Source organism: Streptomyces triticisoli, assembly GCF_003270085.1.
Lineage (GTDB): Bacteria > Actinomycetota > Actinomycetes > Streptomycetales > Streptomycetaceae > Streptomyces > Streptomyces triticisoli.
In genome coordinates, this window is sequence record NZ_QFDQ01000166.1 from 1 (window position 1) to 12,810 (window position 12,810).

Consider the following 12,810-nt stretch of genomic DNA (forward strand, 5'->3'; position numbering starts at 1 on the left):
GACCGAGCCGCCGCCGGGCGGCCGCCGGGTGCTGGTGCGCGGGCCGGGGCTGGCGACCGGCGGCGCGGAGGTGCCCGAGCTGGCCGGCCGGTACGGCACCCCGACCGTCCTGGAGGAGGAGGACGCTCATGTGTCGCGCGTGCTGCGGGAGCTGGACGGGGCCGCGCTCGCGCACATCGCCGCACACGGCACCTTCCGCGCGGACAGCCCGCTGTTCTCGTCGCTGACGATGGCCGACGGGCCGCTGATCGTGCACGACTTCGAACGCCTGCACAGCAGCCCGTACCGGATCATCCTCTCCTGCTGCGACACCGCCCGGTTCGCCTCGGTCGGCGCCGACGAACTCCTCGGCCTGGTCACGGCGCTGCTGCCGCTCGGCACCGCCGGTGTGGTGGCCTGCAGCGCGCCCGTCAATGACGAGGCGGTGGTCCCCCTGATGCTCGCCCTGCACAAGGGCCTGGACGCGGGCCTCTGCCTGGCCGAGGCGCTGCGCGACGCGCGGGCCGCGGTGCCGGGCGACGCGACGCACCAGGCGACGGGGTGGGCGTTCTCGGCGTTCGGGGCGGCCTGAGAGCCCCGAACAAAATGGGCGCGGTCCGGCCACCACGGAATGACCGAGAGGCCGCACCAGATTGCTCTGCTACGGCCTCCGACCTGATGTTTCACACGTCGGGACGACAGGATTTGAACCTGCGACCCCTTGACCCCCAGTCAAGTGCGCTACCAAGCTGCGCCACGTCCCGGCGCGTTCGCGCGGTGGTCCGCGTGAACGTGCAGGTAAACCCTACCGTATGCGGGCCTTCGCGGGTTCGTGGGCCTCCTGTTCGCTGTCGACGTCCTTGGCGTACGCGAGGAAGTCGTCGACCATGCGGTGGAACAGCGTCGCCAGTCGGCGCAGTTCCTCCGGGGACCAGTCGGCCAGGGCCAGTTGCATGCTGCGGGCGCCGGCCTCGCGGATGCGGGTGATGGCGTCCCGGCCCGTCTCGGTGAGCCGGATGCGCTGGGCCCGGCGGTCGTCGGGGTCGGGGACGCGGGTGACGTGACCGGTCTTCTGCAGCTGCTGCACCGTGCGCGTCACGTGGGAGGGCTCCACGCCGAGGCGGTTGGCCAGCTCGCCCGGCCGCTGCGGCTCGCAGTCGGCGATCTGGCGCAGCAGCGCGACCGCCGCGCGGTCCAGCGGCACGCCCGCCAGGCCCATCAGCCTCTCGTGCTGCCGGGCCCGTGTGCTCAGGTAGGTGATGCGCATCAGGGCGCGCTCGATCTCGGCCACTTCCGGTGAGACCGGTCCGGTGGGCGACGATGAGGTGGGCATACCGCGAAGCATACCGCATAGTTGCCTTACTCAAGCAAAACACCGTCCGTGACCGTACGGCCGCGGAACGCGCTGCGGGCCGGGCGCTCAGGGGACGCCCGCCGCCTGCCGTCCCCCTCCCCCGCAGCCGGCGGCGTACGACGGTGTGTCGGGCGGAGGACGCCGTTTCGGGTGGGGTGACTCCCAACCTGGTGGCGCTCTCCGTCGGTTCGCGCCACACCTTCGGCGCCACGGACACCTCCTTCGCCGCGTGTTCCACCGTCAAGGTCGGGGCGGCGCCGTGCTTGGTCTCCCACACCTCGGTGCTGTCGGGCAGCACCTCGGGCTTGGAGCCGCTCATCCCGGGCTGGTGCGGCTCGAAGCAGAAGACGGCCTCCTCCATCGCCGCGCCGAGGTCCGCGAGTTCGGTCAGCCGTTCGTCGCTCGTCGCGCCGGCCGCCCTGGCCGCGCGGAGTCCTTCGAGCACCATGCGGCTCTCGGTGACGGCGACCGTTTCCTCCACGGTCGCCACCCGGACCCGCGAACCGCGGTCGCGGGTGCGCTCGGCCAGGCCCTGGGTCTCCGGATCGATCAGCGCCGCGCGACTGCCGGCCCGCGTCACACCGAACCGCGCCCGTGGAAACCCACCGCACGGTCGTCACTTGATGACCGCGTTGGCCACCACCACGAGCAGCCCGAGCATGGCGTCCACCACGCCGGTCACCAGGGTGAGCGGCCATCTCCGGCCCGCCCGCCTGGCCGAGACCAGCCCCAGGACGAAGAGGAGGGCGATGTTGAAGGCGAAGGCCGGGTGCTCGACGCTGTCGCTGTCGGCGGGCCACCAGCCCCAGCCCGCGCCGGCGACGATCAGCACGCTGGGCAGCATGGCGGCCACCAGCGGCCACTCGCCGGCCAGGGCGCGCAGGCCCTGCAGGCGCAGGCGGGGGCCGCGCTCGGCGATGTAGTGGGAGTAGCCGTGGGCGAGCGCGGAGGCGAACGCGGTCACCAGCAGCCAGGCGGCGTCGTAGCGGCGGTCGGCCGCCGAGTTGTGCCCGTACTCGGTGAGCGCGGCGACCATGGCGCTGGCCACCACGGCGCCGTAGACCCCGCCGAACAGCATCAGGGACGGGGTGTCGTGTCCGGACCGCCGGGGGACGGCCGCCGTGCTGTCGGCCATGAACTGCTCTCTTCACGGACGTACGGAGACGGTCCCCTCAACGATCACCCGGGCCGTCCGCCCCCGCCACTTCACCGCGGGCCGCGACGAAGTGTCCGTACGTCGGCGCCGATCCCCCACACTCTGTCGGCGTTCCCGGGCGGTGAGCCCCCGCTAGGGTCGCCGTATGACGCACAGTTTCGCCCTGCACGTACCCGACGCCGACCTCACGCCCGAGCCGCTCGCCCCGGAGCAGATCGTCTCCGGGACGCCCGAGGTGACCGGGAAGGTGGTCTGGGAGTCGGCGGACGGCCGGCAGATCCGCGGAATCTGGCAGATCACTCCCGGGGTCGTCACCGACACCGAGGCGGACGAGCTGTTCGTGGTGCTCAGCGGCTCGGCGACCGTCGAGGTCGAGGGCGGCCCGACCCTGGAGGTCGGCCCCGGCGACATGGCGGTGCTGCGCGAGGGCGACCGTACGACGTGGACGGTGCACGAGACGCTGCGCAAGGTGTACGCGATCGACCTGTAGGCGCCGCGCGAAAGGTCAGCCGGCCGCCCCCGCCGGCATGTTGTACGGAGTCACCACCTGGATCGCCGACGGCAGCGTCGGTCCGGCGGGCGGCAGGGCGCCGTGGGCGCGCATCACCAGGCGGCACGCCTCCCGCATGTCCTGGCGCAGGTCGTGGTGGAGCACGGCGGACAGGCGCCCTTCGCGCAGCAGACGGGTGTTGTCCTGGTCGAGGTCGTGCGCGATGAACACCGCGCACTCGCGACCCAGGTCCTGGAACGCCCGCAGGGTGGCGATGTTGCCGCCGCCGATCGAGTAGACCGCGCGGATCTCCGGGTCGCGTTCGAGGGCGGCCCGGACCAGCTCGTACTGCGTGGCGTCCAGGCCCTGCCCCTCGGTGATCTCCACCAGCGTCCGCTGCGGATGGCGGGCCCGCATGGCGCTGCGGAAGCCCATCTCGCGCTCCTCCTCGTTGCGGAAGAAGCCGCTGCTGAGACTGGTGAGCACATTGCCGGGCCGGTCTCCCAGCCACTGGCCCATCAGGTATGCGGCGGTGGCGCCCGCCGCCCGGTTGTCGCTGCCGACGTAGGCGAGGCGGGCGCCGGCGGGCAGGTCCGTGACCAGGGTGACCACCGGGATGCCGGCCGCCGCCAGCCGGCCGACGGCCGCGGTGACCTCGGGGACGTCCGGGGCCTTGAGGATCACCCCCTGCGAGCCGCGCCGCGCGATCCGGTCCAGGACGGCGACCTGCTCGCGCGCCGGGCCGGTCTCGCGGAAGTGGAAGCGGGAGCGCACCACGGCCGGGTGCAGGGACGGCAGTTCGGCCTCCAGGGCGGCCCGTACGGCGCTGCTGAACCGCTCGGGCGCCTGCATCACGATGTCGACCATGAACGTGCGGCCCACCAGCCGGACCTGGGTGCGCTGCCGGTCGAGGTCGGCGATGGCCCGGTGCACCTCCCGCGCGGTGCTCTCCCGCACCCCGCCCCGGCCGTTGAGCACCCGGTCCACGGTGGCCTCGCTCAGCCCGGCCTGACGTGCGATCTCACGGATCGGGAAGGGGTGGCCCATGCGCGCTCCTTGAGGGGTTTTTGATGGCCTGCTGCTGGTTGTCCGATGGGTTTGTCATGACAACAATGACAGGACCGTACAGCCCCTCGTGGCCGAGTCGCCCGACGACCGAAAGGACGACGATGTCCTCCACCTCCGCACACCGCCGTTCCTGGCTGTCCGAGCAGGACTGCGACCTCGACTCCTTCCGCGCGCTCGTCGAGCGCGGCACCGATCTCGCCGACTACCCGCACGCCTCCTCGGTGGAGCGGAACGTCCTCCTCTACGACGCCGCACGGCTGCGCGAGGCCGGCGACCGCCGTGCCGTGCAGGCCGAGCTGGCCCGCGCCCTGGAGGACGGCCCCGGCATCGTGGTGTTCCGCGGCGCCTTCCCCGACACGGCGGTGGTCGACCGGGCCACGGCCGTCTTCCACGCCCTGATCGCCGAGCAGCGCGCCTCGGGCGCCACCGCCGGGGACCACTTCGCCAAGCCGGGCGCCAACGACCGGGTGTGGAACGCCCTGGAGAAGGCGGCCCTGCACGATCCGGAGGTGTTCGCCGACTACTACGCCAACGACGTCCTGGCGCTGGTCGGCGAAGCCTGGCTCGGCCCCGGCTACCAGGTCACCTCGCAGATCAACGTGGTCAACCCGGGCGGCGCGGCCCAGACCGTGCACCGCGACTACCACCTCGGTTTCCTCACCAACGAGGTCGCCGCCGCCTACCCGGCGCACGTCCACCGCCTCTCCCCCGCGCTGACCCTCCAGGGCGCGGTCGCCCACTGCGACATGCCGGTGGAGTCCGGGCCGACGATGTACCTGCCGCACTCGCAGCGCTACGAGCCGGGCTACCTGGCCTGGCGGCTGCCCGCGTTCCAGGAGTACTTCGAGGCCCACCACGTGCAGCTGCCGCTGGCCAAGGGCGACGCCGTCTTCTTCAACCCGGCGCTCTTCCACGCCGCCGGCACGAACCGGTCGGCGGGCATCCGGCGCATGGCCAACCTGCTCCAGGTCTCCTCCGCCTTCGGACGCGCGATGGAGACCGTGGACCGCGAGGCCGTGGCGAACGCGGTCTTCCCGGTGCTGCTCAAGCGCAAGGCCGAGGGCGCGGACGACGCGTGGCTGGACCGGGTGGTCGCCGCGAGCGCCGAGGGCTACCCCTTCCCCACCAACCTCGACGACGACCCGCCGGTCGACGGCATGGCCCCGCCCTCCCAGGCGGATCTCGTGCGGCGGGCGGTGCGCGAGGAGTGGACGCCGGACGCCCTCCGCGACGAGCTGCGGGCCGGCGCCGAGCGGCGCGAGAGCTGAGGCAGGGGAATTCCATGGGACTTCTCAAGGGACAGCCCGGCGGACTGCTTCAGGACAAGGTCGTGCTGGTCAACGGCGGCAGCCAGGGCGTCGGGGCCGCGATCGCGCGGGCCGCCGTCCGCGAGGGCGCCGTGGTGGCCGTGACGGGCCGGCGGCCGGAGCCGGGCGAGGCGCTGGTGGCGGAGCTGACGGCCGCCGGGGGCGAGGCGGTGTTCGTACGGGCCGACCTCGCCGACGCCGAGCAGGCCAAGGGTTCGGTGGCCCAGGTGGTCGCGGCGTACGGCCGTGTCGACTGCCTGGTGAACTCCGCCGGGCTCACCTCGCGCGGCACGCTGCTGGACACCACGCCCGAGCTGTTCGACGCGCACGTCGCGATCAACCTCAAGGGGCCGTTCTTCGCGATGCAGGCGGCGGTGGCGGACATGGTGGCCCGCAAGGCGCCCGGCACGATCGTCAACATCATCACGTCCTCGGCGCACGGCGGGCAGCCCTTCCTGGCGCCGTACGTCGCCGCCAAGGCCGGGCTCATCGGGCTGACCCGCAACGCCGCGCACGCCCACCGCTTCGACCGGGTCCGGATCAACGGCCTGAACATCGGCTGGACCGCCACCGAGGGCGAGGACGCCGTCCAGCGCGCCTTCCACGGCGCCGGCGACGACTGGCGGGAGCAGGCCGCGGCCCGACTGCCGATGGGCAGGCTCGGCCGGCCGGACGAGATCGCCGACTTCGTCGTCCTCCTGCTGTCGGAGCGGTCGGGGGTGGTCACCGGTTCGGTGATCGACTGGGACCAGAACGTGCTCGGCGGACTGGACTGAGCGCAGGGGGACCGGCCCGCTCCAGGGCCCTCCCGCAGCAACGGACAGCAGGCACCCACACACAAGGAGCAGCGGAGCACATGCGCATCGGAATCCTCGGCCTCGGCCGTATCGGCGCCTTCCACGCCGAGACCCTGTCCGGACTCGACGCGGTCGAGTCGCTCGTCGTCGCCGACCCGTTCGCGGACGCCGCCAGGGCCGCCGCCGAGCGGTTCGGGGCCCAGGTGGCCGACTCGCCCGAGGCGGTCCTGGCCGCCGAGGTGGACGGCATCGTCGTGGCCGCCGCGACCGACGCCCACCCGGCGCTGATCCTCGCCGCCGTGAAGGCGGGCGTGCCCGTCTTCTGCGAGAAGCCGGTGGCCCGCACCATGGCGGAGGGCGTGGAAGTCCTCAAGGTGGTCCAGGGCAGCGACGTACCCGTGCAGATCGGCTACAACCGCCGCTTCGACGCCGGTTTCGTCGCCGCCCGCGCCGCCGTCCGGGCCGGTGAGCTGGGCACACTGCACACCGTACGGTCGACCACGCTCGACCCGGCGCCGCCGCCGGCCGCGTACGTCGCCGCCTCCGGGGGCATCTTCCGGGACTGCTCGGTGCACGACTTCGACATCATCCGCTGGGTGACCGGGCGGGAGGTGACCGAGGTGTACGCCGTCGGCGGCAACCGGGGCGCCGACCACATCAGAGAGGCGGGCGACGCCGACACCACCGGCGCCGTCCTCACCCTGGACGACGGCACGATCGCGGTGGTCTCCAACAGCCGTCACAACGCCCGCGGTTACGACGTCCGCATGGAGCTGCACGGCTTTCAGGACTCCATCGCGGTCGGCCTGGACGACAAGCTGCCGCTGCGCTCGGTCGAGCCGGGCGTGACCTTCCCGGCCGGCACCCCGCACGACTTCTTCATGGACCGCTTCACCGACGCCTACCGCGCCGAACTCACCGCCTTCACCGAGGTCGTGGCCGGACGCCTGCCCTCACCGTGCACGGTGGCGGACGCGCTGGAGGCCGGCTGGATCGCGGAGGCGTGCACGCTGTCGCTGCGGGAGCACCGGCCGGTGCGGATCGAGGAGGTCCGGATCGACTGACCCCGGGGGCGGGCCGGGGGCGGATCCGGACGGTCAGCCGTGCGGGGCCGCCCCCGCAAGTGCGGGGAGCAGACTACGTGACCTGCACCTCCACCGGTGGGGCAGCCAGACAGCGAAATCACCGGCGTTCGACGTACTCCCCGCCCCGAAGAACTCGAGGGACCGGAGGCTATTCGGGCCAGGCGGAGTTCTTGATGACCTCGACGAAGTCGCCGCGGACGAATCCGGGCACGCAGTGGGCGAGTACGTCGGCCTTGATGTTGCCGAACGTCGTCTCGGGGCGGTCCTTGATGCCCTCGGTGAACGCGGCCAGGATCCGGTTCTTGAAGTCCGGGCGGGGGTGGGCCTCCACCACGGCCGTGCGCTGTTCGTCGGAGACCGCGTGGTAGCCGATGCCCAGCACGTCCAGTTCCACCCCCCGGGTGACCAGGGCGATCTCGGGGGCCATGTGCAGCGGGATCTCCGGCGTGGTGTGCAGGGCGATCGCCGTCCAGACCCGGTCGGCCTCCTCGCCGGTGACGCCGTGGTCGTGCAGGAACCGCCGCGCCTCGTCGGCGCCGTCGATCTCGAAACGCTGGTCGGTGCGGCGGAACCGCTCGGTCAGCCCCAGGTCGTGGAACATCGCCCCGACGTACAGCAGCTCCGGATCGAACCGGAGCTCCTGCTCTCGCCCGCGCAGCGATGCCCACAGGAACACTCGCCGGGAGTGGTCGAACAGCAGGGGTGAGGCCGCCTCACGGACCAGTTCGGTCGCCTCCCGCGCCAGAGCGCTGTCCGGAATCCGCACGCCCGCGATCGTCTCGCTCATGATCTCTCCACTTCCTTGTCCTGTTTGTCCCGACGGTCCGGCTTCCCTTCCAGGGTCGCCGAGCACGTACCATGGCGCCATGTCTTTCCTGACAGAGAAACCACGGATTCGGACATGACGCATCGCGTGGGCTTCGTGGTGTTCGACGGCGTGACCATGCTGGACGTCAGTGGTCCCGCGGAGGTCCTGCACCAAGCGGGCCGGCTCGACCACCCCTACGACCTGGTCCTGATCTCCGCGTGCGGTGGAGAGGTCAGGACCTCGACCGGGATGCCACTGAGCGGCACTGTGACGGCGACCGAAGCCGGCCGGATCGACACGGTGCTCGTAGCTGGGGGTGACTGCCTGACCGAGCAGCCGGTGGACGCGGAGCTGCTGGCGACGACCCGCACTGTGGCCGCGGGGGCGACGCGGGTCGCCTCGGTGTGCACCGGCGCTTTCGTCCTGGCCGGACTCGGCCTGCTCGACGGGCGCCGGGCGACCACTCACTGGCGGCACGCCGACACGCTCGCCCGCCGTCGCCCCCAGGTGCGTGTCGAGCCGGACGCGATCCATGTCCGGGACGGGCGGTTCATCACCTCCGCGGGTATCAGCGCGGGCATCGACCTGGCACTGGCCCTCGTCGAGGACGACCACGGGGCCGATGTGGCCCGCCGCATCGCACGCGAACTGGTCGTCTTCCTGCGGCGTCCGGGCGGACAGTCACAGTTCACCACGGCCACCACTCCGCCCGCGCGCAACGACCTGATGCGTACCCTGATCCATTCCGTACTGGCCGACCCGGCCGCCGATCACGGTCTGCCGTCCATGGCCCGTGCCGCGGCCGTCAGTACCCGGCACCTGACCCGGTTGTTCCGCACCGAACTGGGCACCACCCCCGCCCGCTGGGTCGAGCGGGTCCGTCTCGACCACGCCCAGCGACTCCTCCTCGACGGGCACAGCGTCACCTCGGCGGCCCGGCACAGCGGGTTCGGCAGCGACGAGACCCTCCGCCGCGTCTTCGTCCGCCACCTCGGCACCACCCCCACCGCCTACCGCCAACGCTTCGCCACCACCGGCACGGTCCGGACCGCGGTCCCCGAAGCCAGGGACACGGTGGAGTACCGCGGAGCCTGAATGCCGGCTCTCCGCCGGTCCTCGTCGGCTACGACACTCCCGAGGGCCGCTGCCCCGACCGGCGTGCGGCGGGGCGGCGGGACGGCGGGACTACGCCCCCCGCCACACGTTCGCGAACGCCGCCTCCTCGATGGCGCGGCGCTGGCGTACCGCCTCCAGTTCCATCACCGCGTCGTGGACGGCGGCGAGCACGGTGAGGACCGCGTCGTCCGTGATGCCGGGCTCCTCGCCGGCCGGCTCGTCGCGGATGCCGACGGCCGCCGCCAGGGTGAGGAGCACCGGCTCGTCGGCCGCCCAGCGGTAGGACGCGCGGCGCCGGGCCTCGGTGTCGGTGAGGACCGGGTGGCCGCCGCGGAGGGGCAGCCAGCGGCTGCGTTCCCAGGCGAGCTGTCCTTCCTGCTCCAGGGCGGTCAGGTACGCCGAGGTCAGGCCGCGGCCGTGCCGCCAGAGCCAGTCCTGAAGGGTTTCGTACGGCACCTGCCGGGTCAGCGAGGAGGCGGCCTCGTCCAGCAGGCGGTCGTCGAGCTCCGGTTGCAGCCGTGGGACGACGCGGTCGCCGTCCAGGGCCAGGACCTCGGCCCGCAGCAGGTCGTAGGCCTCGGCGCCGGCCAGGGCCAGCGACAGGTCGCCGCGCTCCAGCCGGCGGCTCGGTTTCACGTCCAGGGCCACGATCATCAGGTCACGCGCTGTGCTCATGCTGATGCTCCTCGTCGAGGACGCGCCCGCCTGCCGACGCCCGTGCTTGCCGTACGGCCCCGACTTTAGCGCGGCCGCGGGCGTGTCACCCGTACAGCGCCGGGCGTTCCACCAGGTCCACCTCCACCCGGCCGCCCTCCGTCAGGGAGCGTACGCCCGCTTCGCAGACGGCGGCTGCCGCGTAGCCGTCCCAGACGGTGGGGCCGGTGACCTTGCCGCGGCGGGTGGCGTCGACCCAGGCCTGGACTTCGCGGTCGTAGGCCGCGTCGAAGCGTTCGAGGTAGTCCTGGGCGATGGTGCCGCCCCAGCGGCCGGCCATGTGGGTGACCATGGTGTGGCCGTCGCCGACGCGGGCCGTGCCGCGTTCGCAGACGGCCTCGGCCTGGACCTGGTAGCCGAAGCCGCAGTTGACGAAGATCTCCACGTCGGCGATCGTCCCGCCGTCGGTTTCGAGGATCACGAACTGCGGGTCCTGGAGGCCGGCGGGGGCGATCCCGGACGCGGTGGGGCACAGGACCGTCACCGCCGTGATCTCCTGGCCGAGCAGCCAGCGGGTGACGTCCACCTCGTGCGCGACCGAGTCCCTGATCAGCATGTCGCTGGTCCAGCCGGGCGCGCTCGCCACGTTGCGGTGGCGGTGGTGCAGCAGCAGGGGGCGGCCCAACTGGCCTGTCCGCAGAAGTTGTTCGAGCCTGATGTACTCGGCGTCGTAGCGGCGCATGAAGCCCACCTGGACGCGCCGCCGGCCCAGCCTCTGCTCGGCTTCGAGCACGCGCAGGGCGGAGGCGGCGTCCGGGGTGAGCGGTTTCTCGCACAGGACGGGCAGGTCGCGGGCGAGGGCCGCGAGCAGGGTGGCCTCGTGGGCCTCGCCCGGCGAGGCGATGAGCACCGCGTCGACGTCGGCCGCGGCCATCGCCGCGGCCGGGTCGGTGTGGGCGGTGCAGCCCTCGACGCGCGCCGCGACCTCCTTGGCGCGTTCCGCGTCGACGTCGACGACGGCGCTCACCCGGGCCCCGCTGATGACTTCGTGGATGCGGCGCACATGGTCGGCGCCCATCCGGCCGGCGCCGATGACGGCGACGTTCAGAATCGATGACGTCGATGACGTCGATGACCGGGCCATGGTGGTCCCCCCTCGGGATGTTCAGGCTCCGCAGGACCTCAGGAACTTGCGGGTGCGCACAGCGATGGGCAGCGGCTTGTCCGGCTCGCACGGGTACATGTCCTGCTCGACGATCGCGAACAGGTCCACGCCGAGCTTCTGCGCGGCCACGAGGACGGGCTCCAGCGCCGGTACGCCGCCGGGCGGCTCGCACATCACGCCGCGCTGGACCGCCGGCCCGAAGGGCACCTCGTTGGCCACCACCTCGGCGAGGATGTCCGGGTCGACCTGCTTGAGGTGCAGGTAGCCGATGCGTTCGCCGTAGGTCTCGATCAGCTTGACGCTGTCGCCGCCGCAGTAGGCGTAGTGCCCGGTGTCCAGGCACAGGTTGACCAGGTCGGAGTCGGTGGAGTCCAGGAAGCGTTCGACGTGGGCCTCGGTGGCGATGTGGGTGTCGGCGTGCGGGTGCACCATGATGTCGAGGCCGTACGTCTCCTTGACCTCGCGGCCGAGCCGTTCCATGCCCCGGGCCAGGTGCTCCCACTGCTCGGAGGTCAGCTCCGGCGACTCCAGGACCTCGGCGGTCTTGTCGTCCCGCCAGAAGGAGGGGATGACGACCAGGTGCCTCGCGCCCATGGCCTGGGTGAGGGAGGCGACCTGGCTCACGTGCTCCCAGGTGGACTCCCACACCGACGGGCCGCGGTGCAGGCCGGTGAAGACCGTGCCCGCCGAGACCTTCAGGTTCCGCTTGTCCACCTCGTCGGTGAGCCGCGCCGGGTCGGTCGGCAGGTATCCGTAGGGGCCGAGTTCGATCCAGGGGTAGCCGGCCTCGGCGACCTCGTCGAGGAAGCGCTGCCAGGGCACCTGCTGGGGGTCGTCGGGGAACCAGACGCCCCAGGAGTCGGGGGCGGAGCCGATCCGGATGCGGTCCAGCACAGGAGTCATGTCAGGACTTCCCTTCCGAAGATGCCGGTGCGGGTGCGGGTGCGGTCGGCGCGGCGAGGTCTCCCGCGTCGGGGAGCTCCTCGACGTCGACGCCGCGGACCTGCGACAGCTCGTGCTTGAGGGCGGCGAGTTCGGCGCCGCCGGCCATGTGGTTGGTCAGCTCCTCGAGGGTGACCTCGCTGCGCGCGGCGGAGAGTTCCAGGGTGCCCAGGCGCAGCACGCTGAAGTGGTCGCCGACCATGTAGGCGTGGTGGGGGTTGTGGGTGATGAAGATGACGCCGAGGCCGCGGTCGCGGGCGGCGGCGATGTACTTCAGGACGACCCCGGACTGCTTGACGCCGAGGGCGGCGGTGGGCTCGTCCAGGATGAGGACGCGGGCGCCGAAGTAGACGGCGCGGGCGATGGCCACGCACTGGCGCTGGCCGCCGGAGAGGGTGCCGATGGGCTGTTCCAGGTCGTCCAGGACGATGCCCATGTTGCGCAGTTCCTCGTCCGCGGTCCTCTTCATGCGGGCGATGTCGAGGCGGCGCAGGGGCCAGGGGCCCTTGGTCATCTCGGAGCCGAGGAAGAAGTTGCGCCACACCGGCATGAGGGGGACGGTGGCGAGGTCCTGGTAGACGGTGGCGATGCCCTTGCCGAGGGCTTCGCGCGGGGTGGCGAAGCGGACCGGTTCGCCGTCGACGAGGAACTCGCCCTCGGTGTGCTGGTGCAGCCCGGATATGATCTTGATGAGGGTGGACTTGCCGGCGCCGTTGTCGCCGAGTACGCAGGTGACCTTGGACGGGTGGACGGCGAGGTCGACGCCGTGCAGGGCGCGGATGTTGCCGTAGGACTTGCCGGCGCCGCGGAGTTCGACCACGGGCCGGTCCCCCTCGGTCGGGGTGTCCTTCGGGGCGGCGCCGTGGGCTGCGGTGTTGTCGGTGGTCAT

Annotated in this window: 14 protein-coding genes and 1 tRNA gene; 6 read left to right on the plus strand and 9 right to left on the minus strand. The window is 72.3% G+C overall.

The annotated features are described in order from the left end of the window. Positions 1 to 571: CHAT domain-containing protein (locus tag DEP02_RS22295; RefSeq protein ID WP_117434530.1), on the plus strand; the 571-nt coding region annotated here is incomplete at its 5' end. A 98-nt stretch (positions 572 to 669) separates the two neighbouring features. Here DEP02_RS22295 and DEP02_RS22300 read toward each other — a convergent pair. The 3 genes from DEP02_RS22300 to DEP02_RS22310 form a co-directional block, all read right to left on the minus strand. Beyond that, a tRNA-Pro gene (locus DEP02_RS22300) sits at positions 670 to 743 on the minus strand. A gap of 41 nt (positions 744 to 784) precedes the next feature. Beyond that, positions 785 to 1,312, minus strand: a complete 528-nt coding sequence (locus tag DEP02_RS22305) for a MarR family winged helix-turn-helix transcriptional regulator (protein ID WP_112469472.1) — start codon at positions 1,310 to 1,312, stop codon at positions 785 to 787. Positions 1,313 to 1,949: 637 nt separating this feature from the next. After that, a complete protein-coding gene (locus DEP02_RS22310; RefSeq protein WP_112469473.1) occupies positions 1,950 to 2,468 on the minus strand; it encodes a hypothetical protein in 519 nt (172 codons plus the stop codon). A 166-nt stretch (positions 2,469 to 2,634) separates the two neighbouring features. Between DEP02_RS22310 and DEP02_RS22315 the strand changes: the two genes are divergently transcribed. Continuing rightward, positions 2,635 to 2,979, plus strand: coding sequence for a cupin domain-containing protein (locus DEP02_RS22315; RefSeq protein WP_112469474.1), 345 nt, complete (start codon positions 2,635 to 2,637; stop codon positions 2,977 to 2,979). Between the two features lie 15 nt (positions 2,980 to 2,994). On the opposite strand, the gene DEP02_RS22320 is transcribed toward DEP02_RS22315, so the two are convergent. Next, positions 2,995 to 4,026: a LacI family DNA-binding transcriptional regulator gene (locus DEP02_RS22320; RefSeq protein WP_112469475.1), complete on the minus strand. Its 1,032-nt coding sequence runs from the start codon at positions 4,024 to 4,026 to the stop codon at positions 2,995 to 2,997. A gap of 122 nt (positions 4,027 to 4,148) precedes the next feature. On the opposite strand from DEP02_RS22320, the gene DEP02_RS22325 reads away from it, so the two are divergent. The 3 genes from DEP02_RS22325 (at position 4,149) to DEP02_RS22335 (ending at position 7,215) form a co-directional block, all read left to right on the plus strand. Continuing rightward, a complete protein-coding gene (locus DEP02_RS22325) occupies positions 4,149 to 5,315 on the plus strand; it encodes a phytanoyl-CoA dioxygenase family protein (protein ID WP_112469476.1) in 1,167 nt (388 codons plus the stop codon). A 14-nt stretch (positions 5,316 to 5,329) separates the two neighbouring features. Continuing rightward, positions 5,330 to 6,130, plus strand: a complete 801-nt coding sequence (locus DEP02_RS22330; RefSeq protein ID WP_112469477.1) for an SDR family oxidoreductase — start codon at positions 5,330 to 5,332, stop codon at positions 6,128 to 6,130. Between the two features lie 80 nt (positions 6,131 to 6,210). After that, complete coding sequence (locus tag DEP02_RS22335; RefSeq protein WP_112469478.1) at positions 6,211 to 7,215, plus strand: Gfo/Idh/MocA family protein; 1,005 nt, start codon at positions 6,211 to 6,213, stop codon at positions 7,213 to 7,215. A 169-nt stretch (positions 7,216 to 7,384) separates the two neighbouring features. Here the strand turns inward: DEP02_RS22335 and DEP02_RS22340 are convergent, their stop codons facing one another. After that, positions 7,385 to 8,023 (minus strand): HD domain-containing protein, encoded by a 639-nt coding sequence (locus DEP02_RS22340; RefSeq protein ID WP_112469479.1) that lies wholly within the window; start codon positions 8,021 to 8,023, stop codon positions 7,385 to 7,387. Positions 8,024 to 8,137: 114 nt separating this feature from the next. On the opposite strand from DEP02_RS22340, the gene DEP02_RS22345 reads away from it, so the two are divergent. Further along, on the plus strand, positions 8,138 to 9,139 hold the full coding sequence (locus DEP02_RS22345; RefSeq protein ID WP_112469480.1) for a GlxA family transcriptional regulator: 1,002 nt from the start codon (positions 8,138 to 8,140) through the stop codon (positions 9,137 to 9,139). A gap of 90 nt (positions 9,140 to 9,229) precedes the next feature. Here DEP02_RS22345 and DEP02_RS22350 read toward each other — a convergent pair whose 3' ends face one another. From DEP02_RS22350 to DEP02_RS22365, 4 genes are all read right to left on the minus strand, one after another. Beyond that, complete coding sequence (locus tag DEP02_RS22350) at positions 9,230 to 9,835, minus strand: GOLPH3/VPS74 family protein (RefSeq protein ID WP_198668535.1); 606 nt, start codon at positions 9,833 to 9,835, stop codon at positions 9,230 to 9,232. An 85-nt stretch (positions 9,836 to 9,920) separates the two neighbouring features. Beyond that, positions 9,921 to 10,958: a Gfo/Idh/MocA family protein gene (locus DEP02_RS22355; RefSeq protein ID WP_112469481.1), complete on the minus strand. Its 1,038-nt coding sequence runs from the start codon at positions 10,956 to 10,958 to the stop codon at positions 9,921 to 9,923. Positions 10,959 to 10,979: 21 nt separating this feature from the next. After that, positions 10,980 to 11,882: a sugar phosphate isomerase/epimerase family protein gene (locus tag DEP02_RS22360; protein ID WP_112469482.1), complete on the minus strand. Its 903-nt coding sequence runs from the start codon at positions 11,880 to 11,882 to the stop codon at positions 10,980 to 10,982. A gap of 1 nt (position 11,883) precedes the next feature. Next, a complete protein-coding gene (locus tag DEP02_RS22365; RefSeq protein WP_112469494.1) occupies positions 11,884 to 12,810 on the minus strand; it encodes an ATP-binding cassette domain-containing protein in 927 nt (308 codons plus the stop codon).